The sequence below is a fragment of the Mesorhizobium sp. XAP4 genome (assembly GCF_029269325.1).
Classification (GTDB): domain Bacteria; phylum Pseudomonadota; class Alphaproteobacteria; order Rhizobiales; family Rhizobiaceae; genus Mesorhizobium; species Mesorhizobium ciceri.
In genome coordinates this window covers 608944-631906 of record NZ_JARIXW010000001.1, presented here as the reverse complement: position 1 = coordinate 631906, position 22963 = coordinate 608944, and the positions used below count along the sequence as shown (strand labels likewise).

Sequence of the window (22963 nt, the reverse complement as noted above, 5' to 3'; positions counted from 1 at the left end):
GAGGCAGAGTTTCGCGCCACCATGCCGCCTCTCTCATCATCACATGCCAGCAGGACAACAATGGAACACGCCGTCCCGGGGCGCCCTGAACATGCCGGGCACGGCGCATCGGGCGTGATCGCGGCAGGCGTCGGCTACGCCTGACCGGTTCCCGTCCCCAAAAAAGCATCCAGGATTTGATAAATGCGCCACCACCATGCCATCATCCACTACCGTGCGCTCGATTTCTGGATGGCCCGTGCGGCCGTTCTCGTCATCATCTGCCTGCAGCTTCTGGTCATCAACAATCTCTCATTCGGGCCGCGCTGGCTAGCGCCCGCGCTGGAGGCCGCTCTGCTGCTGCCCTTGTCGGTGGCCACCGCCTGGACACAGGCCGCCACCCGCAAGGCGGTCGAGGACCACGAGTGGCATGCGATCGGCCAGTTTCGGGTCATGATCCGCAGAACAGCCCTGACCATGACCGCCATCATCAGCATCATGAACTGCGGTTCGCTGGTCCTGCTGGTGCGTGCCTTGCTGGAGGGCCATGGCGGCAACAGCGGCACGACGCTGCTGATCGACGCACTCAACATCTGGGTCACCAACGTCATCGTCTTTGCCTTGTGGTTCTGGAGCACCGACCGCGGCGGCCCGCCGACCTGCGGCCTCGTCAAGCTTGCGCAGGCCGATTTCCTGTTCGCGCAGATGACGTTGAACGACCGTGACCTCCGAGATTGGCTGCCCGGTTTCGTCGATTATTTCTTCCTCGCCTTCACCAATGCGACAGCGTTTTCGCCCACCGATACCTTGCCCCTTTCCCAGCGCGCCAAGCTGCTGATGATGGCCGAGGCCATGATCTCGCTGCTGACCATCGCGCTGGTCGCGGCACGCGCGGTCAACATCCTCGCTTGATCGGCCCGACACGCGAAATAGCCCGCCCGGCGCACCGGAACGGCTATTTTGGGTTGCCTTCGACAGTTGAAATGCAGCGCCGGACTAGTGGCGCTTGCCCAGCCTGTAGCTGTTGCCGCCCAGCAGGTTCACGCCGAGCCCGCTCAGAACGCCACCGACGATGCCGGTCTTGTTGCCGTTTAGAATGCCTGAGACGACATTGCCGCTCAGGATGTTGTTGCCGCTGAGCACGTCGTTCAGCGCGGTGATCTTGCCAAGGTCGATGGACGGCGAAACATTGATCAGGCTGCTCGAATTGCCTCCCCAGCCGCCCGAACCTCCGCACCCACAACCTGCCTCGGCGGCTCCAACGGACGATGCAACTGCAACAGCGGCGAAAATAACAGTGAACTTGTTCATGAAAGCTACTCCCGTTTGATGATGGAGATGGCTTCCGTCTTCTGTGGTCTACCTCTTGCTTAACAATATATGAACACTTCATCCGCTCAAGTCTGTGGTGGTGTCGTCGGCGGGATCGGGCATCGGCAGGCCGGCGATCCTGGCGTAGGAAACCGCCGGCAGCGTCAGATACGGTCTATAGGCCGCCAGTTGATTGGTCCGGCGCCGTCTGTCCAGTTCCGTCAGCAGCGCCAGATATTCCGTCTTCACGGACATCGCCCGGCTCTTCGAGGAACGGCTTGACGACGGCCTCGAGGGCGCGGATGCGGCTGCGGATTTCGTCATCGCTCAGGCCGTCCATTTGGTTGATCTTGGCATCGAAATCCTTGGGCAGCACCGACAGCACGATCTTCAGATACTGGTCCGGCTTGTCGGCCCGCACTTCGGCGATGACGCCGGCGCCATGTGTACGGAAATCGGCGCGCACGGCGGCCAGGAAATCGTCGCCCAGTGTTTTCTTGGCGCGCTTGCGGGGCGGCTTCTGTGTCGCGGCCGGTTTGGCGGCGGGCCTGCGTCTCGCCGGCTTGCGGCGCGTCGGCCCGGTTGCGGTTTTATCAGTCATGGACCTGGTCCATGGCGCTGGCACCGGCAGCGGAAACCATTTCGACCTTGGGCGCCGCCGGTCCGGGCCGGCTGGCTCGCTTCTTCGAGCGAACCGTTTTCCTCTTTGCCTTCTTGGCGCGCTTCGGCCCTGTCGCCTGGGCGGGATTCGCCGCACCGACAGGCTTTGCCACACCGGCTCGCGCCTTGAGCCGCGCCATGACGAGACCGACAAGGGGTCCGGCAATGCCGGCCTGCGAAAAACAAAAGCCGCCGGCCGCATCCCGCACCATGCCGATCTTTATGCCGGGTGCGACCTGCTCGACACGCCCCAGGCGTGGCTGCGGTGCGGCGCCTTCGAATTCGCCGATGGCGCTGACGATTTCCTGGCCGTCAGCATCGGTGATGATCGTGGCGTAGCGGGTCATGGGTCGTCTCTCGGATTGCGAAATGAGTCATCGGGCGAAGGATGGCATTCCTTGGCGCCCCCCTCTGTCCCGCCGACATGTCTAGCCCAGAAACAAAAAACCCGCCTCGGGGGCGGGTTGTTGGCGCAACTCAGCACCATGGGCAAAAATGTAGCATAGCTGCACTCACCCCGTCAACCACTTTCTGAGAAAAAATTCCTAGTCTGGTCGAAACTCCCGCGCTGAGCGACGCTGGCAAAGCGCGTAAAACCCTGCTTTTGCCGGCGGCTGGTCATAAGCCGGCAGGTGTGAAATCATTCGTCGAAGCTCATGGAATGATTCCCGTCGCACGGCCTTGTGGAGAGGACGATGGACAGACCAGCCATGGCATCCGTGTTCAGGATGCGGCATGCACCAGCCACGGTTTCCGGGGTGCGCAGCACCGGCCAGGGTCAGGCCGATCCAGTCATCCGAGTGCGTTCGCTGGGCGAAGCCATCCGTTTCGTCGCCAACGCCTACCCCCACTACGACGTCGGCGCCGTCGCCATCAGCTGTGGGGATGTTTCGATCGGCAGCCTCGGCAAGCTGGAGGTCAAGGCGCTGTGGCGCGAATATGGCGAACGGCTGACGCAGGAATAGGCGTTCGCCCGCAGACTTTCTGGAGCGGAAATGCCGCTCGTGCGTTTCAACCCCAGCCACGGGAGCAATCGCCATGAATGTCGCCAACCTGCAACTCGAAGGCCTGTTGATGGCCGTCGCCTCGATCAATCGTCTCCTGGTTCGAAAGGGGGTGCTGACGGCGGAGGAAATCGACCTGGCCCTGCGCAAGACCGAGGCCGGCGAAACCAACGAGGAACGATCCGAAGGTATGTCCGCATCCAGCCGCGACGCCGTCAACTTTCCGATCCGGCTGCTGGAACTCGCCAACCAGTGCCAGCCGGAGGCGGAGCTGCCGTCCTTCTCAAAGCTGGCCCGCATGGTCGGCAAGATTAAGGAACCCTACAACGACCAGCTGTGAGCGGTGCCGGGCCCGGCGCGCGTCCTTCGCGCGGGGGCCGACCGGCCTCGCCTCAAGCCCTGCCCGGCCATCCCAAATTGAGCGAAAGCACCTTGCCCGGTCCATGCACCGCCGCAAACAGCAGTCCGGCCAGGAACGAAAAATGGTCGATGAAGAAGCCGAACTCGGCCTGGTTGCCGGCCCAGTGGCTGGGTCCGTGGAAGGCAAAGGCCAGGAACAGCACATAGGCGGCGGCCACCAGGGCCGCCTGCGTGAAGAAGGCGCCGGTCAGGAAGCAGAGCATCAGCGCGACTTCCAGGATCGCCGCGCACCAGGCCAGAAACAGCGGAAACGGAAAGCCGGCGGCGGCGATATAGCCGGCGGTGGCCGCCATGCCCATGAATTTGAACGTCACGGCCATCAGGAAGACGCCGGCGAAAATCAGCCGGGCGATGAGAAGGGCCGCGGTCTGCCACGGCGATTGAGTGATTTGCGACGACATGCTCGTTCTCCAGCTTTGCAGGTTGCTCGCTCCTAGGACGCGCGACTGGAGCCAGATCCGACACGCCAGGCCAATTTTTCTCGACAGGGCGCTTGCCGCGGGTCGAAGCAGGCTTCGAAGCCTCACACCGACGGCAGGGAGCGATCTTCGGTTTGTCGGCCGACGGTATAGCGTTGCTCGCTCAAAGGGGGAAACGGACATGGCCAAGGCATTGACCATCGGCGCACCGCGGCATCCGGCGATGAGCACCGCCTACGAACAGGAATGCAGGGATATGCTGGCTCCGCATCTCGACGCCCTGCTCCGCAAGGTCGAGGCTGCCGGCTGGGACCGCGGGCAGGCCGCCTCGGCGCTCATGTATCTCGCCGCGATGCGGCTGAAGCCGGCCTGACGACACGCCGGCCCGAACGGCTTTCCGGCGCATCGCGCGATTGAAACTTGTTGGTAATCACGAATGTGATATTGTTAGCCGGGGCTAATGCAGCGGTGTGCCGGTGCAGCAATTTTGGGTGGGCTGAAATTTGCGAACAAGCGTCAGGTTTGGGGCGACACCTCGTGGCGTGGGGTCGGCGACGCTGGAATGCAGCGGCTGCGGCGGCGCTGGCCAGGTCTTCCAATGTCCGCGCTGGACGAGTTCCAACGGCCATTGTTGCCCTGCCGGCACCCACCGGCGCGGCTGCCCCGGCCTCAGCGCGGCATGCTCCGAATGTGACGGCGACCACGCTGCCGACGCCGACCCGATGCGGCCATCGGCCTGATACAGGCCGGTTGCAGCCTGGCCGTGTCGCCTGGTGGAACCGGCGGCGCCGATCTGTGTTATGTCGTGTTGATCGCGGGCGCCGAAGGTTGCGCGTTTCCCCGACAACAGAAAGCGAGGCCTGAGATGGCTGACGACAAGTCGAAGACGAAACAGGACCGCAAGCAGGTCTCGGGCGAAGAGCCCTACGAGGTTGCCGCCTTTGCCCGCAAATACGGCATTCCGCCAAGCGAGGCACAGACCATCATCAAGCGCTACGGACCCTCGCGCAAGAAGCTCGACGCCCATATGGCGGCCCGCGGCTAGCCGAAACCATTTCGCCTGGGCGGCGTTGAAGACGCTGCGGGCCGCGTCAACCGGGCCTGGTGGTACGGTGAACAGGATGTCTTTTTCCCGGTTTCTCATCCTGGCCAACGAAACGGCAGACGAGCATCTGTCCCACCCGGCCCGCAGCGCCACGCATTGAGGGAGGTTGTCATGTCCGACACCATACGCAGGACCGGCAGCTGCCTGTGCGGCGGCGTGCAGTTCGAGGTTCACGGCGCGCCGCTGCGCGTCGGCCTGTGCCATTGCAAGGATTGCCGCAAGGCCGGCGGTTCGGTCTATTCGGCCTTTGCCATCTGGCCGCGCGAGGCCTTCGAGACCACCGGCCTCGTCAGCTCCTATGGCACGCGCAGCTTTTGCCCGACATGCGGCGGCCGCGTCGCCTGGGTCGACGACAACGAGGCCGAGGTGGCAATCGGCAGCCTCGACATCGCGCCGACCGATCTCGTGCCCGAATATGAATTGTGGACCTCCAGGCGCGAGACCTGGCTGCACGCTTTGCCAGGCGCCGAACAGTTCGAGCATGACCGCCCAGCCACGTACAACGCCGAAGCGCCGACGCCGAGATCGCTGTCGGACATCGACGCAGAGATTGATCTCCGGGCAAGGGAACCCTGCCCTGCCGCCGACGTTACCGGACGCCTCTCACGCATGTCGCCCGGCGACTTGCGGCAATCTGGAGACGACCGTTGAACGACAAGATGTTTCCCCGCCCCATCAGGCTGAAATTCGCGCCTGAGCGCGAGCGCATCGTCCGCAGCGCCTGGGAAGGCCTGGAATGCCTCGGCGACTGGCCGGCTGGCCAGGGACGGCGCTACCGGGCGGCGTTGCGCAGCTGCCGCGATGCGCTGGATGGCTGGACGCCGCCGGAAAAAGCGATGCAGGCGGTGATCGACGCCGCGCGCGAAGCAAAACTCCTGCAGTAGTTGGAAAACAGGACATGTCCGAGCTCATTTTGCCCACACCGATGCGGATCAAGCCGCATGGGTCGGACACGATCCGCGACGTCGCTACGCTCAGGGATGCCAGCGAAATCCTGATCGACTGGCCGCAGGCCAAGCGCGGCCCGTTCTACCAGGCGGCGCGCGAGAAGGTCGAAGCCGCATTGGAAACCCAGACAGGCGCCGCCGAGGCGCAGGAAGCATTCGCAGCGCTCTGCAGCCACGCCGGCGTCTTGGTGCGGTAGGTGTCAAAGGAAGCAGACGTCGTGCCTCGCCTGCTTTGTCATTTCGTTGGAAGCTCGCCCTGGACAATCGGCTGAGAGGTTTCGAATCCAAAGCTCTTCGGCACCAGAAGAATCAATGCAATCACGATGGCGATCGACGCAAGCAACGTGGCTGTGGCTGCAATATCTCTCACGATAATCTCTCCAAATTCCAAGTCGTGAGAAAAACGCTCCCGAGAAAACGAGGTTCCATTAGCTTGTGCGATAATACCAGTGAGCCGGCGTTTATTGCTTCGGCGGCTGGGGTGGAACTTCACCCGGCTTGATCACCGGCGTCTTGCCTTCGTCGGGGGCCGGCGCCGCCATGCCCTGGTCTCCCGTCGGGGGCGGTTTCAGCACGCCGCCGCAGTCGTTGAGCTTCGCGGTCAAATTGCCGTCATCGGCTTGCTTTTCAGGCTGCTGTTTTGCCCCTTGCCCGGTCTGAGCCCTGCATTTGTCGGCCTGCGGCGCCTGGCTGTCGTTCTGCTGCTGGGCTGCGGCCGGCACTGCCAGCGCCAGCATAAGGCCGAATGGCATGATGGCGAGAGTTCTCATCCCTGCCTCCTTCTTTCTTTCACGGTCGCCCGCGGCGACCTTCCCTTCACAGGGACAACGCCTGTCGACGAAAAAGGTTGGCCGCGTCGCCGGGCGGCATTGCAACCAAACCCGTTCGCCGGCCGTTGCGCGTGCCGGAGGCGGTCATGTTCGAAGGTTTTCAAGGCGCGGAAATCGACACCGGCGATGCCGGCATATTCTGCCTGCGTGCCGGGACCGGGCCGCCATTGCTGTTGCTGCACGGCTTTCCGCAGACGCATCTGATGTGGCGCGACATCGCGCCCGCTCTGGCCAGCCGGTTCAGCGTCGTCTGCGCCGATTTGCGCGGCTATGGCGGCAGCTCCTGTCCGGCGTCCACTCCGGACCACGCACCCTATGCCAAGCGCGCCATGGCGGACGATTTGGTGAGGCTGATGGAGAAGCTGGGTTTCAGCAGCTTCATGGTCGCCGGCCATGATCGCGGCGGGCGTGTCGCCTACCGCATGGCGCTCGACCATCCGGGCAGCATCGACAGGCTCGCCGTCCTCGACATCGTGCCGACCGCGGATGCCTGGGACCGCGCCGACGCCAGGCTGGCGCTGGGCTATTGGCCATGGTCGCTGCTGGCGCAGCCCGAGCCATTGCCCGAAAAGATCCTGTCCGGCGCCGCCGAGGCGATCGTCGACAATGCGCTCAACGGCTGGGGCTCACAGCCATCGGCGTTTCCAGCCGAAGTGCGTCGGGCCTATGTCGAGGCCCTGCGTACGCCTGCCCACGCCCATGCCATCTGCGAGGAATATCGGGCGGCAGCCACGCTCGACCGCGAGCATGACCATGCCGACAAGGCAGCCGGCCGGCGCATCCGCTGCCCGCTGCTGGCGCTATGGAGCGGTCAGGGCGCGTTGGCGGATTGGTATGCCGGCGAAGGCGGGCCGCTGGCGCTGTGGCGCGGCTGGGCTGAGGATGTGCGCGGCCAGGCGATGCCGGGTGGACACTTCTTCCCCGAGGAGGACCCGGCGCGGACGGCCGATCTGCTGGCCGGCTTCTTCAGTGAGACCGGTCACCGCATCTCCGCGCGATCGGAGTTACCTTCGCCCTCCCCTTGATGGGTCAGGACGTTTCGGTTTCAGGCAGGTCAGCGCCGAGCTGCGGAACGATGATCGAATCCAGCGGCGCCGTCAGCGACCAGCTGAGATGGCCCGGGCTGCGATCCAGCACCGCCAAGCCGTTCAGCGATTGCGGCGCGACCCGTTGCAGGACGACGGTGCCGAAACCCTTGCGCGTGCTTTCGTCTTGCCGCCCCCCGGGCCGCTCTCCCTCACGCACCGGCATCGTCTCGTCCCAGAGCAGATGGATTTCCAGCTTGTCCGAAGCGCCTTCGACGATCCGCCAGGTGATCTCCAGCCGCCCGGCTTCGCTCGCCAGCGCGCCATATTTGGAAGAGTTGGTGCCGAGTTCATGAAACGCCATGCCAAGATTTTGCACGGCATTCGGCTGCAGGGTCAAAAGCGGTCCGGAAAGCGATACCCGCGCCTCGTGGCCGAACGGCTTGAGCTGCTCCTGGGCAAGGTCGAAGAGGCTGGCGCCGGCCCATTCCGAGTTCACCAGCAGATCGTGCGACCGCGACAGCGCCATGATGCGGGAACGGATCATCTCCTCGAACTCGCGCGGATCGGTCGAGCGTTTGCTGGTCTCCCGGATCATCGAGAGGATCACCGCGAACTGGTTCTTGACGCGATGGTTCACCTCGCGGAGCAAAAGCCTGATCCGACGCTCGCTCTCCTTGCTGGCGGTGATGTCGCGGGCGATCTTCGATGCGCCGATGATCTCGCCGGACGCGTTCCTGATCGGCGAAATGGTCAGCGACACGGCGATGAGGCCGCCATCCTTGCGCCGGCGGATCGTCTCATAGCTGGCCAGGAGTTCGCCCTTGCGAACCCGGCTGATGATGTCGGTCTCTTCATCCTTGAGATGATCGGGGATGAGCATGAGCACGGAGCGGCCGACGGCCTCTTCGGCGGTGTAGCCGAACATGCGTTGCGCCGCCGCGTTCCAACTGGTGATGATGCTGTTCAGGTCCTTGCTGACGATGGCGTCGAAGGACGAATCGACAATCGCCGCCAGCCGAGCGTGGGCAGTGATTTCGAGCAGGCTATCGACGCTTGCCAATTCTGTCATTGCCCCGTCGTGGCCCCACCTTGCCGCCTCCCGCCAGCGTCTGCGTGAGGATTCCCCTCCTGAAATGCCTGACCGGGCATTTTGGTTGCAGTCGGTGCGCAACATTCCGCATTTGCGGTCGCGGACACGCATGTCACGATAATGCCCGGCCCTCCATCTCGGCAATGCCTCTGCGGCCGTAAATGCCGATCCAGTCGAGCTGCTGTAAGCCCGGTGACCGCTTCGCCCTGTCCGTCTTATCGGCCTGCTTTTTCGGAGCCAGCGCCGTTGGGCGGCGCAACGGGCACTGCATCGGCGTCGGGATTCCTTTGTGGACAGTCCTCGTAGCTGTGGTCGCGCCCGCCGCAGAAGGAACAGCACATGGCCTCGCGATCCCCGCTTCCGGGCCGCCATTGCGGAGTTTTGTAGGGCTTCCTGCCATCCATCCCCAGCAATGCACGACGGACCATTTGGTTGCGCTGCCACAGACGGCGAGCCGGCGGTTGCGGAACCACCCGGCGGGATGCGAGTTTCGGCCGATATGTCCATTCGAGGAACAGCCATGCCAATGCGCCGAATTGCCTTGACGGCAGCGATCCTGCTGGCCGCGACCGGCCTCGCCGAAGCCAGGCCCGACACCCGCACGATGAGTTGCGACCAGCTCCGGCAACTGCTCCAAAGCCGCCATGCCGTGGTGCTGACCACAGGCCCCAACACCTATGACCGCTATGTCAGGCAGTTCGGCAACGAATGCGACTGGCCGGAGGTGCCGATGTCGGCCTATGTCCCGACCCGTGACGGCAGCTGCCCGATCTACCGCTGCGAGGAACCTGTCACCAACTTTCCGGACTGACACCGCGCTTCCAATCGGCTTTGCCGCCGCAGTGCGTTGATCCCGGCGCGCGAACCGGCTAGGGGTGGGGCGCAACGTGCATTTTCCCGCTTCGTCTAATGGTAGGACAGCGCCCTTTGAAGGCGTGAATCGAGGTTCGAGCCCTTGAGCGGGAACCAGCAACCAAGCGCTTGGCTGGTTCGAAGCCGCGCGCAGACTGGCCAGCCGACTTCAGCACATTAGCGCGCGCTTGTATTTCACTCGAAGCAGGATCATCATCCAGGCCGTCAGTGGCTTGAAGGGGTACAGCGCATGGAACTGAGTTGCTTTGACGGGGGCGTCCTTGCGTCGACGATGTCCCTGAACGTCACGGCGGTTTTCATGATATTGGCCGCATTTGCCGCATTTCGGCTGGTTGCAATGTCAGGCGAAGGTTCTGTCGACCAACTCCAGACGGCGTAGCCGGCAGAGAACCTCCCGTGCAGGAGAACGGCATATGGCCGCGAGAAAGGTGATAGCCGTCAAGGACTGGTCTTGCGGCATGAGCGACGAGCTTGGCCGCGTCGTGCTAACCATCAACCCGACCGAGGGTGAGCCCATCCTGGTTTTGATGACAATTTTCCAGGCGGCAAGGATGGCCGGGGAATTGCGGGCGCCGAAACTCGTCTCCATACCCCGGTGATGCCACGCCCCTGGCAAGGCGGATCAAGCTCGCCGGGGCAGCCCCAACGCCCCCAGCGGGCCCTGTTGCTCCGTTACGATGAACAATGGAGCAATTAGTGTTTTACGGATCTGGGCGCCGTCAAGTTGCATCCGGCTCCTGAAACCATTTCGCGGACCCCGCGTTGACCACCGGGCCGACACAGGAGACATCTCATGACCGTCAACTGCCGCATATCGATCGACAACCGGCCGGAGGCCACGGACGCGGTTTTTCAGGCGGTTCCGCGGATCGGCGAAAGCGTTGCGCTGTCGATCGATGGAACCACGCAGGATCTGCGGGTATCGCGTGTCGTGCACGTCACCAATGGCAGCCTGGAAGGTGCCGCGATCGTCGTCGAAGTGACGACCAACATCCTCTGAATCGAGAGTTATGGTCCGCTGGGCCGGTCGGCACCGCGTTGCGGCGACCGGCAGCCTGAAAGGACTGGAGCGGCTCACGCGCGGTGAACCGCTACTCCTTGCCGCTTTCGGAAATGCCGTTGCCGCCGGCGGTTGGTAGGATGCCGAAGTCTTGCGACTTCGCCCCTTGCTCCGCCGTCAGGAAGCCGTCCGAGGCAAGCCCGCGCCGCAGCAATTCCCTGACCGCGGCCGAACGGCTCGGCATACGCTTGTCGAAGCGCCAGTTTTCCAGCGCAGCCAGCTCGTCTGACGTCAGCATGATCTGCAACCGTTCCGGGCGTTCCAGTTCAGTCATCGCGCTCCCTCGCTCAGGATCCCGATACCTTGAATGAGTATTCAACTCGCTTACCTAATAGTTAGGAAAGCGCTCCTAGCGCGTCAAGACCTCGCGATGAGTGAACTGCTTCTCATGCGCATGATGAGCGCGATGGTATTCGGCGTAAGGCGCATACTTGGATAACTATGCTAACTAGCTGATTTATTTATATATTATTTAATTCGTGACTTGCCAAGACGAAGCCTCTGCCGCATTGTGCAACCTGAACAGAAAACCGTTCCCTTTGGGAGGTTTCGATGCGGTATGATTACTCGGCGCGACTGCGCGATGACGTCCGTTCAGCGGTCCAGATCGCCTTCAGGAAGACCGGCATCGTCAGCATCACGGCGGTGGCGGAACATGTAAGGGTCAGGAACCTGGCCGAAAACATCGCCCTCGAGGACGTCGAATACCTTGTCTTCCAGGCAGCCCAGCTGATTGGCGCCGCAATTGAATTCGACGGGCTCACCAATTTCGACGGCGTGGCTGGCCTGTTCGTGGATGGTCTCGGTGGCGACGATGGCGGGCGGATGATCGCCCAACGCGACGGGCCTGGTCCGGCCACCCTGCAGTAAGACGGTACCGGCTGAACAGGGGGCCTTCTCAAAAGGCCGCCCTGCTGTTTCTGAACCGGGTGATGACCGGAGCCGTTCCGTCAGGCAGAGCCGGCGATTTGTGAGGCGAAGTCGCGATAGGGACGCAGAGGGCGGCCCAGAAGCGCGGTCAGGCGCTCGACGTCGCCGGCCTCGGGCAGCATGCCGTCCGTCAGGAACCGTTCGCCCATCAAGCGCATGTCGTAGGCCATCCAGGCAGGCAGGAACTGCTTGAGATTCTGCTCGAAACCTTCGGTGTTGTCGCCGCCGTAGCTGATCGGCCGGGCGAGCACGTCGGACCAGATGGCCGCGATATCCGTCCCGGTCAGTGTCTGCGGACCGACGAGGTTGATCCGCTCGAGCGCAAGCGGCTCCGCGGACCGTTCGCGGCGCAGCAGCTCGAGAGCGGCGATCTCGGCGATATCACGCACGTCGACCATGGCGAGACCCTTGGCGCCGATCGGCATTGTGTAGGTGCCATAGCCGGTGATGACGTCTTCGATCATCAGGTCGTTCTGGATGAAATAGGCCGGGCGCAGGATCGTAGCCTGGAAGCCCATCTGCTCGATCATTCGCTCGACGCCGAACTTGCCGGCGAAATGCGGCACGTTCACATACACGTCGGCATGGATCACCGAGAGATAGACGATCCGCTCGATGCCCGCCGATCGGGCGACGTTCAGCGCGACCAAAGCCTGGGTGAATTCGTCCGGCACCACGGCGTTCAAGAGGAACAGGGTGGAAACGCCGGACATGGCTTTGCGCAGTGAATCGACATCGAGAAAGTCGCCTTGCGCGACCGATACGCCCGCCGGGAAGCTGGCTTTCGACGGATCGCGGACGAGAGCACGGACGTCGGCGCCGCGCTTGACGAGGTGCTCGACGACTTGGCGGCCAACATTGCCTGTGGCGCCGGTAACGAGGATGGTCATGGAATTTCTCCTGTTGGGTTGCTTGACAGGCCCAATATGTGTGGCTCACAAACACTCAAACAGACCGAAATTTTAGACGCACCGTCTCACTGGTGGAACACCTATGGATATTCTGGCCCTCACCGATTTCAACCTCGTTGCCCGCCATGGCGGTTTCGGCAAGGCGGCACGGGCCACCGGCCGGCCCAAGGCAACCCTGTCGCGGCGCGTTGGAGACTTGGAGAGCAGCCTTGACCTGCGCCTGTTTGAACGGGGTGCGCGTAACCTGAAGCTGACCGAGGAAGGACGGGCGCTTTTCGAGCGGACGGGGGCGTTGCTTGCCGAACTGGACGAGACGGCCGCGGCGATCGCCTCGGGCGGTCAAAGACCCAAGGGGAGACTGCGGATCAGCGCGCCCCTGCTTTTTTCTCAGACCGCGATGGGGAGGATCGCCGCGGGATTTGCCCTCAAATTTCCGGAGGTGAGGCTGGAGGTCACGACGGAGGACCGGGCTGTGGACATGATCGAGGAAGGCTACGACCTGGTGATCCGGGTCAACCCGGATCCCGACGAAAGCTTGGTCGGACGGGCGTTTCTCCGCGACCGGCTGGTCGTCGTGGCGAGCCCTCACCTTCCTCGCACCGGTGGACCGGCCCCTGCCGTTGCGCGCGGGAAAGGCGAACGGCAAACATGGCACGTGAAGACCGAGGGTGGCCGGTCGACGATCAAAATCGAGCCGGTCCTCGCTTTGGGAACGCTCATTATGGTGCGCGATGCGGTGCGGGCGGGGGTCGGTGCGGCACGTCTTCCCATTTCGTTGGTGGCCCACGATTTGGCTGACGGCACGTTGGTGAATTGGGGGGACATCGACGCCCCTGAGATCGCTCTTTGGACGCTCTACCCCTCCCGGCGGCTGCTCAGCCCGCGCGTGTCGGCGTTCCTGGATTTTCTGAAACAGGCCTTCCCGAACGGGACGCCGGACGAACTGGCCGCCTATATCGGCAGGTGATGCCCGGCTGCTTTCGCCGGCAAGAACTTTTATTTCTGGCGGAAGGAGTTTGCGGTGGAACAAGTTGGGGCGACGGCAATTACCTAGTCGCCCTACAAGAGGAGGACGTCGTGAAAGACTTGCGCAGTCTCCTTGCCGAACTGTCAGCCAACTGGCTCAAGCGCCGCAAGGCGCAGGCGCCCACGACCGTGAACACGGTCAAACCCCGCCCTGCCCACCAGGCGACGCGGCAACGCGCCGCCCACAAACCCAAAACTCCGCCCACCCGCGACGTCGCCTCGAACATGTGAGCCCCGCGGACAATGTGGGGCCCAATGCCGCTGGGGGTATCGGCAATCTATCACGCCAGATTGATTGGTAGCGACGAAACCTTGAGCGGACATAAGCGTTTATTGCTTCAGCCCAATTGAGGTGGTTCCAATGCAAACGGCATGGTTCTCCAAACCTGTGGCGGTTTCGGTCGGCGTCACCGGTTCCATCCATCATCTGTCCAATACACAGCAGGCCATTGATTTGCTCACCACACATTGGCGTGACGCAGGCAGCCCGAAGCATCGGTCCGCACTGCGCGCCTGCCAGCGGGCGACGAGCGGCGATGTTGCCCCCGACGTCGCCAGGGCGGCGCTCGTCGAAGCAGCGCGCGAAGCCCACATCCTGATCGAATAGCCACATCCTGATCGAATAGCCACATCGTGATCGAATAGGCGTATCGATTGAACCTGCTGACGCTATAATCGCTGCGCCCCCTCCGGAGAACGCCTGCCATGACCCTGAAAACACGCAAGCTCGGCAGCCAGGGGCTGCAGGTCTCGGCTATCGGCCTCGGCTGCATGGGCATGAGCCAGTCCTATGGCCCGGCCGACGAGGCCGAATCCATCGCCACGCTGCACCGTGCCATCGACCTCGGCTGCACCTTCCTCGACACCGCCGAAGTCTATGGCCCTTACGACAACGAAGCCCTGCTCGGCCGGGCATTGAAGGGCAAGCGCGACCAGGTGACGATCGCCACGAAATTTGGCTTCCGCATCGAAAACGGCAAGCAGACCGGAACCGACAGCCGGCCCGAGCACATTCGAGAGGCGGTGGAAGCCTCGCTCGGCCGCCTCGGAACCGACCGTATCGACCTGCTCTACCAGCACCGCGTCGACCCGGCGGTGCCGATGGAGGATGTCGCGGGCGCCGTCGGCGAACTCGTCGCGCAAGGCAAGGTGCGCTTCTTCGGCCTGTCGGAAGCGGGTGCAGCCAACATCCGCCGGGCGCATGCCGTGCATCCGGTGTCGGCGTTGCAGAGCGAGTATTCGCTGTGGGAGCGCAATCTGGAGCCGGAGATCATCCCGCTGCTTGGCGAACTCGGCATCGGCCTGGTGCCGTTCTCGCCGCTCGGCCGAGGGTTTCTCACCGGCCAGGTCAAGCGTGCGGAAGACTATCCCGACGGCGATTATCGCCGCAACGACCCGCGCTACCAGGGCGAAAACTACGACGCCAATGTCGAGGCGGCCGCCAAGGTGAGCGACATCGCCGCTGCCCGCGGCGTCAAGCCCGGCCAGGTCGCGCTGGCCTGGCTGCTGGCGAAGGGCGACGGCTTTGGCATCGACATCGTGCCGATCCCCGGCACCAAGCGCAGAAAATACCTGGAAGAGAACGTCGCCGGCGCCGCTATCAAACTCGATGCCGCCGAGATGGCCGCGCTCAACGAAGCGCTCGCGCCGGGAAAAATCTCCGGCCCGCGCTACACCGAGCGGGGCATGGCGATGGTCGACCGGTAGGGGGCGCCTGCTCCAGCGTCCGCGACAATCTCGCCAAGCTCGTTCCGAATAGTGACGCTAACGAAAGCCCAGATGCTTCCGATAGCAGTGGGTTTCCACGGTGAACCTGCCGGCGACATCATCCGGCAGCCAAAGTGCGTCTTCGAAGCTGCGGCTCAAGCGCCACCCTTCGCGGGCATAAAATCTCTGCGCGCGGACATTTCCCGCCGTGCAGAAAAGCTCTGCCTCCGCCACGCCCTGTTCGCACAAGAGATGCTCGGCATAAGACAGCAGATCGCGGGCGGTTCCGCTTCCCCGTGCTTGCGGGCTTACATAGAGTTTGACCAGCTCCGCCCCGTTTATCGAGACGAAGCCAAGCAATCCATCGGCAGCCGCCACATGGAAGGCATCGGTGGATTGCTCCAGCCACAGCGCAAAATGCGCCGGCGTTCGGTACGCCAGGATTCGGCTGGAACCAGATGCGCATGGGCATCATGCCAGCCCTGATGCCACAGTTGCACGATCGCCGACCGGTCGGCTTCCTGGGCTGGGCGAATTTCGAGCATTTCTCACCGCCGACGGGTAACTAATCCGTAAGGCCGCGCGGAGGGCCGCCTTGTTCCATGGGCCTTCAGCCGATTTCGGTCAACCCGCCGCTGCCGCGGTAACCTTCTTGGACGCGGCCCGCTGTCGCCGCATGCGCCGTTTGGCGACAAGCTTGAGCGCGACCGGCGGCTCGTTTGACAGCGCGCCCAGCACGGCGTCGACCATGCCATGCGCCACGAAATCCGCGTTCATGTCACGCGCCAGTTTGCCCGCCGTCTCCTTGTCCTCGCTGTCGGCCTCCGACCAGAACACGATTCCCACCCGAAGTGCGGCCTTCGCACGCTTCAGCCGGCGGACCAGAAAGCGGGCGTGCTTGATGGAATCCCGGTTCAGGAATCCGACCACGACGGTGTCGACGGTTTCGAGCTCAAGGCGGCGAATGCCGGCGGGTTCCATATCGGCAAAGCTGGCTTTCGACACCGTCGCGCCCTGGACCTCCAGCACCTGCGCCAGCATCGCAGCAGCGGCGTCGTCGAGCTCGCCACGCCCCCCGGCGCAAAGCACGGACATATCCGTGCCATCGGGCAGTTCGGTCTCGTCCTCCCCGCCGGGATCGTCATCGTCGCTCGCCTCTGCGGCCACGGGCGGCCCCTCCTCCTCGCCTGCCTCCTCCTGCGCGCTGTCGTCGAGATTGGCGACCAGCATCAGGGCACTGGCCGCCACCTGCCGCCTTTGCAAATCGCCCATGACGCCGCGCACACGGTCCTGTTCGCCCAGCAGAAGCGCCGGAATGGCAACCTTGTCATAGAATTCGACCAGATATTTCTCCTCCAGCATCTCCTCGGCATGATCGGTGGCTTCTTCCGGATCGCCGGCCAGCAGCCGCTGGTACAGGCGCGCATGGGGTTCGAGCACGGGCTCGTTGCCGAACAGCACGTCCAGGAATTCAAACTGCGGCACGTGCCTGCCCAGCACCACCAGGCAGACAGTGAGCGGCGTCGACAGGATCAGCCCGAGCGGCCCCCAGAGCCACGTCCAGAAAATCGCCGCGACGATGATCGCCAGCGGCGACAGTCCCGTTCGCGAACCGTAGAGCCAGGGTTCGATGACATTGCCGGTGATCAGTTCCATCACCACGAACAGGGCGGCTGTCCACAGCACGAGCGACCAGCCCGGTGCCACGGCCAGCGCCAGGAACAGCGGCAAAAGCATGCCTATGATCGGGCCGATATAGGGAACGAAACGCAGCGCCAGTGCCAGCAGCCCCCACAGCAGCGCATTGGGAATACCGAGGGCCCAGAGCCCGATCGCGATCGGTATGGCGTAGACGATGTTGACGACCAATTGCATCAGGAGATAGCGGCCCACCCGCTTGGCGGCATCCTGAAGCGCCTCGGTGGTGCGGTGGAGGTCGCCGTAGCCGACAAGCCGGATGAAGCGGTCGCGCAGATCCTCCCGCTCGAGCAGCATGAAGATGACGACGACGATGATCAGCCCGGCCGACCCAAGCGGGCTGATCAGCGGCCCGACGACATTCTGCAGGACCTGAAGCGGCCTTTCGTGCGCGACGATCTCGACCGGCACCGGCTCGCGCGGCGGCTTTTCCGGGGCGGCGGCCGGCAGCGAGGGGTCTTGCCTGTCGATCTCCTGGCCGACCCGCTCGACCACCTTGCTCAGTCTGGCAAGGATCCCGCCCCCGACCCCGGTCTCCTTGAGCGAGCGGATCTTGGTCAGGATGTTGGTCTGGTAGACCGGGATGTTCTGCGCCAGTTCGCTGACCTGCGTGGCGACGATGAAGGAGAACAGGCCAAGCGCCGCGAAGGCGCCGAGCACGCTGGCGATGACGGCGGCAATCCGGGGAATGCCGACCTTTTTTAGCGCTGCGACAAGCGGCGCCAGTGCGAAGGTCAGCAGCAGCGCGATGGCGATCGGCAGGAAAACCTCGCGCCCGAAATACAGTGCCGCCACTGTCGTGACGATGGCCGCCACATTGGGCAAAGAGGTTCGCGGATGGGGCGCGGCCGCTGAAAGGGCGTCCCCCAGCCCATCAGCCGGAGACGCCGTGCCGTTTCGACGATTGGCCACGTGATGCCTCCCTGCCAAATGCCATGATCGGGCATATAGAGCGGACGTGCAACTTTAGCCAACGATGAAATACGCCGCACTCACAGGCAATGATCCGGCCCGCACCGGCCGCTCCCGAAGGGCTAAATGGAAGTCAGGCTCGCCCGATCGGATCAGCGCGCCGCATGCCTGGCCAGCGCGTGCTCGATCAGCAGGTCGATGGTCTGGCTGTAGCCGATGCCTGAGGCGGCAAGCGCCTTGGCATACATCGAGATGTCGGTGAAGCCGGGAATGGTGTTGACCTCGTTGACAAGCAGGCTGCCGTCGGCGCGCAGGAAGAAATCGACGCGCGCCATGGCTTCGCAGCCAAGCGCCTGGAACGCCTGCCGCGCCATATCCCTGGCCTTTTCGGCCACATCGGCCGGGACATCGGCGGGCACCTTGACCAGCGCGCCGTCGGCATCGAGATATTTGGCCTCATAGGTGTAGAAGCCGTGCTTGCCGGCCGGAATGATCTCGCCGGGCAGCGACACCGTCAGCGACCCGTCGGCGCGCTCCAGCACCGAGAACTCGATCTCGCGGCCCTCGACGAATTCCTCGATCAACACTTTGCCGTCGTAGCGGAAAGCCGTGTCGATGGCCTGCTCGAAGCCGTCCCTGTCATTCACCTTGCTGACCCCGAAGGACGAGCCCTGGCGCGCCGGCTTGGCGAAGAAAGGCAGGCCGAGCGTCCCGGCAATCTCCTGGAAGGAATGCTTGCCGTTTCGATGCACGGTGATGGAGCGGGCAACCGCCAGTCCCGCCTCGCGCATCAGCCGCTTGGCGACGTCCTTGTCCATGGCGGCGGCCGAGGCGAGAATGCCGCAGCCGACATAGGCGACATCGGCGACCTCGGCATAGCCCTGCACCGAGCCGTCCTCGCCGAACGGCCCGTGCAGCACCGGGAACACGACGTCGATGGGGGGCAGCTCAGGCTGCGTACCATCCCGCAACACCGCAACCAGCCGGCCCTTGCCTCCGGGCAACAAAGCAACCTCCGGGCCGTCTTCGGAGGCCGGCGCCCCTGCCGCCTCATCGCCGATCGCCGCGGCGCGATCGAGTTGTTGCAGCAGCCACCTGCCGCCTCGCGAAATGGCGATCGGCACGATATCGTAGCGCGTGCGGTCGATCGCCTTCAGCACATTGGCGGCCGAAAGGCGCGACACGTCGTGCTCGGCCGAACGCCCGCCATAGAGGATGGCCACTCTTGTCTTGTCGGTCATCAAAATCCCTCGACTGTCAAAAAATCAAATGGCGACGGCAATGCCGCGATTGGCAAAGAAGCGGTCGAAATCGGCCGGTGACAACACTGCGTCTGCCTGTGTGGCGGGCTCATGGCCGGACGGGTTGTGAAAGCGGAAACCTTCGTCGGATGCCGCGGTGATCAGCACCAGATGGCCGCCCTTCGAGGGCGGCTCGCGCTCGGGCCAGCGGATCGAGCTGCTGACCGACGCGATGAAGAAGCGCGTCCGCTGCATGATCGCCGGAATGTCTGATGTGGCGACATTGGTCATCACCTCGGCGCGCAGGCCGAAAGCTTCCTTCACGAAGCTGACGAAGGGCGCGTAGATCAGCCCCTTGATCGATCCCTCATTGACGACATAGCCGCCATATAAGGTGCAGCGCCTGGCAAGTTCGATCGTCGGCACGATCTCGCCGCGGCTGGCCAGGATCATCTTAAGGCAGGCCATGCCGCAGATGTTGGCGGCCCAGATTGCGTATTCATCGAGGGTCTCCGCCCCGGATCGCCTCCACAGCGGATCGCGCCTGAGCGCAACATCCGCGCCGTCGGCGAGCACGTCCAGCGTCATGTCAGGCGTTTCCCACTGGCTGAAAAACGGCACGGTTTCAGGCGGCGGGCTCATGCGGTCTCCTCGGTCGGCTGGTTCCATCTCGTATACGAGGATACGAGATGGATGAAAAGCCGTGACATTCAGTGGCGCGACCCAGAAGATGTCATCTTCCGTTTCGGTCAACCATCGCTGACATCCGGGGTTAGCGGAAGCCTCTCCCGCCTTCGTCATCCACAGGCGGAGCAGGAGCGAAGCTCCGTCGCGGAGACCCGAGGATGACGAACGTGGTGAATGCTGCGCGCCGCCTACTCGGCCTTCGCCCAGCCGAAAACCAGCCACGCATATTTCGATTTTTCGTAGGGTTCGACAGTGTAGGTCATCTGCATGTCGCCGTCCTTGGCGTAGATATCCAGCCGGGGCGCCGTATCCAGCTCGAGCCACGCCGAACTCTTGCTGAACGACCAGGTTCCGCACCAGACGCAAGGCCCCGACGTCGGATCCCCGGGCTGGTGAAAATTGTAGCGGCCGTCCGCCGTGATCTCCAGATAATCGAACGCCCCGTAAAACGCGGTCACCGTCTGCTGGAACTCACTGGCGGCCGCTTCCTGTTCCGGTGTCGGCGCATCCTTCATATCGCGCGGCGGCCGGATGGCTCCGCCGTTGAGTTTCCATTTGCCGACAAAATCCTTCTCGGTCGGAAGATATTCCTCCTGGGCCTGCGCCGATGAAATATAAGCAAAGGATGATATACTTGTGAGGCCAACGGCCCCGATCGCAAATAGAAGCGTGGCGGCACAGATCGCCCTTGCTGGGTTTTGCATAAAAAAAATATCTCCACGGGGGGGTAAGGGGAGTTTTATTGAAAATTTGTGGCGGACGTTGCTTCGGGACCGATTCCCATCCGCCATTTGCACGGTTAGCATCGGGGCCACCGATCTGGCAACGCAAGGCAGCCTCTCTCCAGCATCGCCCATGCACCCGCGATCCCGGCCGGCTGAATATCGGCAGCTTAGAAGGTGATCTTCACCGAAGCGGCGCTGCGACGATGCGGGCCGTGATGGACGGCCTCGATGTTGTTGCCGTCCGGATCGAGCAGGAAGGCGGCGTAATAGCCGGGGTGATAGGGCCGTTCGCCCGGCGCGCCATTGTCCGTGCCGCCGGCCGCCAGCCCGGCCTTGTAGAAGCCGTCGACCATGGCGTGGTCCCTTGCCTGGAAAGCCAGGTGATGGCGGCCGGTGAGTTTTCTCTGTGCGGCCCGGCTGTCGGCAGTGGAGACAAACAGCTCGTCGGCCCAGAAAAAGTCGGCGCCGCTACCTCCGATCGGGACATCGAGCGCCTGCAGGACCGCCTCGTAGAAACGCCGGCTGGCCGCGAGGTTTCTGACCACCAGCTGGATGTGGTCGATGAGCCGGCCGCGATGCAATTCCTGGGTTTCCATGAAAACGCCTCCTCGTGTGGGTTCGAATTTAGGTTGGGATAGGGCGTCGTCAACGCGGATACTTCCCAGCAAACAAAGGGCCCGCCGGGAGGGGATCCGGCGGGCCTTTGGAAAGCATGTCTAGCCTTCAGGGGTCTGAGGGGGGATCAGACCTGGTAAGAACCTTTGTTGGCCGCGGAGGTTCCACCCGAACAAAAAAATTGCCGATGGCCCGTCCGCGGAATTCAAGCAATGGAGGCGATTTCTTCGCGAGACCACTCACAGTTTGGAACTTTCCGCTCGCAACCGGGTTTGGTGGCGCGGTGGGAGGAATTGCGATTGGATTGTTTTCAGAGGCTCGAAGCGCTGGTCGACAGCGCCGCTGTCGACGATATCGAGGAAGCAACCGCTCTGCTGCGCCGGTTCAAGGGCAGGTCGCGCGAGGTCGCGGCAGCCATCGACGAATTCATGCTCGATTTCATGACCTTGGTCTTCGTCGTCGAAAACGGCGAAGAAGGTTTCGAAAGGCCGGTCCGCAAGCTCGCTCGCACCAGGCTTTCAAAGCTTGAGCGGCTGGTGACTGTAACGGCGGAGGAAAAGCCGGCTTCCAGCGCCGGCCTATCCCTTCAGGATGGCGGCTAGCCTTGGAATGCCTTCGCTCACCGCGCGCCGGTCGGCGAGCGTGAAGGACAGCCGCAGCGTGTTGCGCCCGGTGCCATCGGCATAAAAGGCGTTGCCCGGCACGAAGGCGACCCGCGCTTCCTTCACCGACCGAGCCAGAAGCTCGGTGGCGTCGGCCCCTTCCGGCAGTGTCACCCAGACGAACATGCCGCCTTCCGGGCGGCTCCAGGTCACGCCTTCGGGCATGTGGGCTTCCAGTGCCGAGAGCAGCCCGTCGCGGCGCTCGCGATAGGCGTCGATGAGTTTTTCCACCTGGCCTTCGAACACGGCTTCGGCGACGCGATGCATCACCACCTGGTTGATCGACGGGCTGTGCAGGTCCGAGGCCTGCTTCATCAGCACCAGCTTCTCGACAATGTGGCGCGGCGCGCACACCCAGCCGACCCGCATGCCCGGCGACAGGATCTTCGAGAACGAGCCGCAATAGAGCGTGCGCGCCTTGTCGATGCCGCCGGACCGGGCACAATCGAGCGCCAGGATCGGCGGCTCGCCCTCGCCGTCATAGCGCAGCGCGCGGTAAGCGGCATCCTCGATGACGGCGATGTCGAGTTCGCCGGCAAGGTCGAGCACCGCCTCGCGCTGCTCACGGTTCAGCGTGTTGCCGGTCGGGTTGGCGAAATCCGGCACCAGATAGGCGAATTTGGCCTTGCCGCCATTGGCGGCCGCCGCCGCGCGATAGGCATCGGGCGTCATGTTGCCGCCGGCCGGGGTCAGCCGGTCGTAGCGCGGCTCATAGGCGTTGAAAGCCTGCAGCGCGCCGAGATAGGTCGGCCACGTCACCAGCGCGGTGTCGCCCGGCGACAGGAACAGCTTGCCGAGATAATCCAGCGCCTGCTGCGAGCCGGAGGTGATGAAGATGTTGGCCTCGTCGCAGGCGACGCCGAGCTTGCCCATCTGCCCGGCGAGCCAGCGCCGCAACGGCAGATAGCCTTCCGAGACCTGGTACTGCAGCGCAGCGCCCGCCTCGGCGCCACCCAGCACATCGGCATAGGCGTCGCGGATCGCCTCGGCTGGGAACAGCGCCGGATCGGGAATACCGCCGGCAAACGAGATGATGTCCGGCTGGTCGAGCAGCTTCAGCAGCTCGCGGATTTCGGACGCTTTCATGCGCGACGAGCGCGAAGCCAACAGGTTCATAAGGGTC

The 22963-nt window shown here is 63.6% G+C and carries 33 protein-coding genes, 1 tRNA gene and 1 pseudogene; 19 read left to right on the top strand and 16 right to left on the bottom strand.

Translation table 11 applies throughout. From position 1 onward, the window contains the following. Window positions 1–183 precede the first annotated feature (183 nt). On the top strand, window positions 184–891 hold the full coding sequence (locus P3C39_RS03300) for a hypothetical protein (RefSeq protein WP_127369710.1): 708 nt from the start codon (window positions 184–186) through the stop codon (window positions 889–891). An 84-nt stretch (window positions 892–975) separates the two neighbouring features. Here P3C39_RS03300 and P3C39_RS03295 read toward each other — a convergent pair whose 3' ends face one another. From P3C39_RS03295 to P3C39_RS03285, 3 genes are all read right to left on the bottom strand, one after another. Then, window positions 976–1290 (bottom strand): hypothetical protein, encoded by a 315-nt coding sequence (locus P3C39_RS03295; RefSeq protein WP_013530790.1) that lies wholly within the window; start codon window positions 1288–1290, stop codon window positions 976–978. A 175-nt stretch (window positions 1291–1465) separates the two neighbouring features. After that, entirely contained in the window at window positions 1466–1891 is a 426-nt protein-coding gene (locus P3C39_RS03290; RefSeq protein ID WP_275952660.1) for a hypothetical protein, read from the bottom strand. Continuing rightward, window positions 1884–2297: a hypothetical protein gene (locus P3C39_RS03285; protein WP_275952659.1), complete on the bottom strand. Its 414-nt coding sequence runs from the start codon at window positions 2295–2297 to the stop codon at window positions 1884–1886. The genes P3C39_RS03290 and P3C39_RS03285 overlap by 8 nt, the downstream gene beginning before the upstream one ends. A gap of 348 nt (window positions 2298–2645) precedes the next feature. Between P3C39_RS03285 and P3C39_RS03280 the strand changes: the two genes are divergently transcribed. Further along, window positions 2646–2915: a hypothetical protein gene (locus P3C39_RS03280; protein ID WP_275952658.1), complete on the top strand. Its 270-nt coding sequence runs from the start codon at window positions 2646–2648 to the stop codon at window positions 2913–2915. A gap of 73 nt (window positions 2916–2988) precedes the next feature. Continuing rightward, window positions 2989–3294, top strand: coding sequence for a hypothetical protein (locus P3C39_RS03275; protein ID WP_275952657.1), 306 nt, complete (start codon window positions 2989–2991; stop codon window positions 3292–3294). 52 nt (window positions 3295–3346) lie between these two features. Here P3C39_RS03275 and P3C39_RS03270 read toward each other — a convergent pair whose 3' ends face one another. Next, window positions 3347–3775 carry a DoxX family protein gene (locus P3C39_RS03270; protein ID WP_275952656.1) on the bottom strand — a complete coding sequence of 143 codons (429 nt, stop codon included), beginning with the start codon at window positions 3773–3775 and terminating at the stop codon, window positions 3347–3349. Between the two features lie 199 nt (window positions 3776–3974). On the opposite strand from P3C39_RS03270, the gene P3C39_RS03265 reads away from it, so the two are divergent. From P3C39_RS03265 to P3C39_RS03245, 5 genes and pseudogenes are all read left to right on the top strand, one after another. Further along, window positions 3975–4166: a hypothetical protein gene (locus tag P3C39_RS03265; protein ID WP_013530778.1), complete on the top strand. Its 192-nt coding sequence runs from the start codon at window positions 3975–3977 to the stop codon at window positions 4164–4166. Window positions 4167–4658: 492 nt separating this feature from the next. Further along, on the top strand, window positions 4659–4838 hold the full coding sequence (locus P3C39_RS03260) for a DUF3606 domain-containing protein (RefSeq protein WP_013530777.1): 180 nt from the start codon (window positions 4659–4661) through the stop codon (window positions 4836–4838). 171 nt (window positions 4839–5009) lie between these two features. Then, a pseudogene (locus P3C39_RS03255) lies at window positions 5010–5435 on the top strand (GFA family protein); the annotation flags it as partial. Between the two features lie 110 nt (window positions 5436–5545). Next, window positions 5546–5782 carry a DUF982 domain-containing protein gene (locus P3C39_RS03250; RefSeq protein ID WP_275952655.1) on the top strand — a complete coding sequence of 79 codons (237 nt, stop codon included), beginning with the start codon at window positions 5546–5548 and terminating at the stop codon, window positions 5780–5782. 14 nt (window positions 5783–5796) lie between these two features. Next, window positions 5797–6042 carry a DUF982 domain-containing protein gene (locus P3C39_RS03245; protein ID WP_027160738.1) on the top strand — a complete coding sequence of 82 codons (246 nt, stop codon included), beginning with the start codon at window positions 5797–5799 and terminating at the stop codon, window positions 6040–6042. A gap of 38 nt (window positions 6043–6080) precedes the next feature. Here the strand turns inward: P3C39_RS03245 and P3C39_RS03240 are convergent, their stop codons facing one another. Continuing rightward, window positions 6081–6215 (bottom strand): hypothetical protein, encoded by a 135-nt coding sequence (locus P3C39_RS03240; RefSeq protein ID WP_263484935.1) that lies wholly within the window; start codon window positions 6213–6215, stop codon window positions 6081–6083. A gap of 91 nt (window positions 6216–6306) precedes the next feature. Continuing rightward, the gene (locus P3C39_RS03235; protein ID WP_127370214.1) at window positions 6307–6615 is read right to left on the bottom strand and encodes a hypothetical protein; all 309 of its coding nucleotides are present in this window, start codon (window positions 6613–6615) and stop codon (window positions 6307–6309) included. Between the two features lie 146 nt (window positions 6616–6761). Between P3C39_RS03235 and P3C39_RS03230 the strand changes: the two genes are divergently transcribed. Next, entirely contained in the window at window positions 6762–7700 is a 939-nt protein-coding gene (locus tag P3C39_RS03230) for an alpha/beta hydrolase (RefSeq protein WP_127370215.1), read from the top strand. Window positions 7701–7704: 4 nt separating this feature from the next. Here P3C39_RS03230 and P3C39_RS03225 read toward each other — a convergent pair whose 3' ends face one another. Next, window positions 7705–8772: a PAS domain S-box protein gene (locus P3C39_RS03225; RefSeq protein ID WP_013530772.1), complete on the bottom strand. Its 1068-nt coding sequence runs from the start codon at window positions 8770–8772 to the stop codon at window positions 7705–7707. 541 nt (window positions 8773–9313) lie between these two features. Between P3C39_RS03225 and P3C39_RS03220 the strand changes: the two genes are divergently transcribed. The 4 genes from P3C39_RS03220 to P3C39_RS03205 all read left to right on the top strand — a co-directional run bounded on the left by P3C39_RS03220 (window position 9314) and on the right by P3C39_RS03205 (window position 10666). Beyond that, window positions 9314–9604, top strand: a complete 291-nt coding sequence (locus tag P3C39_RS03220; protein WP_275952654.1) for a hypothetical protein — start codon at window positions 9314–9316, stop codon at window positions 9602–9604. An 84-nt stretch (window positions 9605–9688) separates the two neighbouring features. Next, a tRNA-Gln gene (locus P3C39_RS03215) sits at window positions 9689–9762 on the top strand. A gap of 317 nt (window positions 9763–10079) precedes the next feature. Beyond that, the gene (locus tag P3C39_RS03210) at window positions 10080–10265 is read left to right on the top strand and encodes a hypothetical protein (RefSeq protein ID WP_013530769.1); all 186 of its coding nucleotides are present in this window, start codon (window positions 10080–10082) and stop codon (window positions 10263–10265) included. 194 nt (window positions 10266–10459) lie between these two features. After that, complete coding sequence (locus tag P3C39_RS03205; RefSeq protein ID WP_013530768.1) at window positions 10460–10666, top strand: hypothetical protein; 207 nt, start codon at window positions 10460–10462, stop codon at window positions 10664–10666. A 91-nt stretch (window positions 10667–10757) separates the two neighbouring features. On the opposite strand, the gene P3C39_RS03200 is transcribed toward P3C39_RS03205, so the two are convergent. Further along, a complete protein-coding gene (locus P3C39_RS03200; RefSeq protein ID WP_013530767.1) occupies window positions 10758–11000 on the bottom strand; it encodes a hypothetical protein in 243 nt (80 codons plus the stop codon). Between the two features lie 278 nt (window positions 11001–11278). On the opposite strand from P3C39_RS03200, the gene P3C39_RS03195 reads away from it, so the two are divergent. Beyond that, the gene (locus tag P3C39_RS03195) at window positions 11279–11596 is read left to right on the top strand and encodes a hypothetical protein (RefSeq protein ID WP_013530766.1); all 318 of its coding nucleotides are present in this window, start codon (window positions 11279–11281) and stop codon (window positions 11594–11596) included. Window positions 11597–11676: 80 nt separating this feature from the next. Here the strand turns inward: P3C39_RS03195 and P3C39_RS03190 are convergent, their stop codons facing one another. After that, entirely contained in the window at window positions 11677–12546 is an 870-nt protein-coding gene (locus P3C39_RS03190; RefSeq protein WP_013530765.1) for an NmrA/HSCARG family protein, read from the bottom strand. A 103-nt stretch (window positions 12547–12649) separates the two neighbouring features. Between P3C39_RS03190 and P3C39_RS03185 the strand changes: the two genes are divergently transcribed. The 4 genes from P3C39_RS03185 to P3C39_RS03170 all read left to right on the top strand — a co-directional run bounded on the left by P3C39_RS03185 (window position 12650) and on the right by P3C39_RS03170 (window position 15300). After that, a complete protein-coding gene (locus P3C39_RS03185; protein WP_013530764.1) occupies window positions 12650–13534 on the top strand; it encodes a LysR family transcriptional regulator in 885 nt (294 codons plus the stop codon). Between the two features lie 110 nt (window positions 13535–13644). Further along, window positions 13645–13824, top strand: coding sequence for a hypothetical protein (locus P3C39_RS03180; RefSeq protein WP_024501614.1), 180 nt, complete (start codon window positions 13645–13647; stop codon window positions 13822–13824). A 130-nt stretch (window positions 13825–13954) separates the two neighbouring features. Then, on the top strand, window positions 13955–14200 hold the full coding sequence (locus P3C39_RS03175; protein WP_013530762.1) for a DUF982 domain-containing protein: 246 nt from the start codon (window positions 13955–13957) through the stop codon (window positions 14198–14200). Between the two features lie 98 nt (window positions 14201–14298). Continuing rightward, the gene (locus tag P3C39_RS03170) at window positions 14299–15300 is read left to right on the top strand and encodes an aldo/keto reductase (RefSeq protein WP_127388351.1); all 1002 of its coding nucleotides are present in this window, start codon (window positions 14299–14301) and stop codon (window positions 15298–15300) included. 57 nt (window positions 15301–15357) lie between these two features. Here P3C39_RS03170 and P3C39_RS03165 read toward each other — a convergent pair whose 3' ends face one another. From P3C39_RS03165 to P3C39_RS03140, 6 genes are all read right to left on the bottom strand, one after another. After that, the gene (locus P3C39_RS03165) at window positions 15358–15678 is read right to left on the bottom strand and encodes a GNAT family N-acetyltransferase (RefSeq protein ID WP_275952653.1); all 321 of its coding nucleotides are present in this window, start codon (window positions 15676–15678) and stop codon (window positions 15358–15360) included. Between the two features lie 246 nt (window positions 15679–15924). Continuing rightward, window positions 15925–17910, bottom strand: coding sequence for an AI-2E family transporter (locus P3C39_RS03160; RefSeq protein WP_275952652.1), 1986 nt, complete (start codon window positions 17908–17910; stop codon window positions 15925–15927). Between the two features lie 152 nt (window positions 17911–18062). After that, on the bottom strand, window positions 18063–19151 hold the full coding sequence (locus tag P3C39_RS03155; RefSeq protein ID WP_275952651.1) for a D-alanine--D-alanine ligase family protein: 1089 nt from the start codon (window positions 19149–19151) through the stop codon (window positions 18063–18065). A 24-nt stretch (window positions 19152–19175) separates the two neighbouring features. Further along, window positions 19176–19793, bottom strand: a complete 618-nt coding sequence (locus tag P3C39_RS03150; RefSeq protein WP_024501618.1) for a C39 family peptidase — start codon at window positions 19791–19793, stop codon at window positions 19176–19178. Window positions 19794–20026: 233 nt separating this feature from the next. After that, entirely contained in the window at window positions 20027–20542 is a 516-nt protein-coding gene (locus P3C39_RS03145) for a hypothetical protein (RefSeq protein ID WP_013530757.1), read from the bottom strand. A gap of 188 nt (window positions 20543–20730) precedes the next feature. Beyond that, window positions 20731–21159, bottom strand: coding sequence for a VOC family protein (locus P3C39_RS03140; RefSeq protein WP_275952650.1), 429 nt, complete (start codon window positions 21157–21159; stop codon window positions 20731–20733). Window positions 21160–21477: 318 nt separating this feature from the next. On the opposite strand from P3C39_RS03140, the gene P3C39_RS03135 reads away from it, so the two are divergent. Further along, entirely contained in the window at window positions 21478–21780 is a 303-nt protein-coding gene (locus P3C39_RS03135; RefSeq protein ID WP_275952649.1) for a hypothetical protein, read from the top strand. Here P3C39_RS03135 and P3C39_RS03130 read toward each other — a convergent pair. Further along, entirely contained in the window at window positions 21757–22956 is a 1200-nt protein-coding gene (locus P3C39_RS03130) for a PLP-dependent aminotransferase family protein (protein WP_032807972.1), read from the bottom strand. The genes P3C39_RS03135 and P3C39_RS03130 overlap by 24 nt on opposite strands. Window positions 22957–22963: the final 7 nt, after the last annotated feature.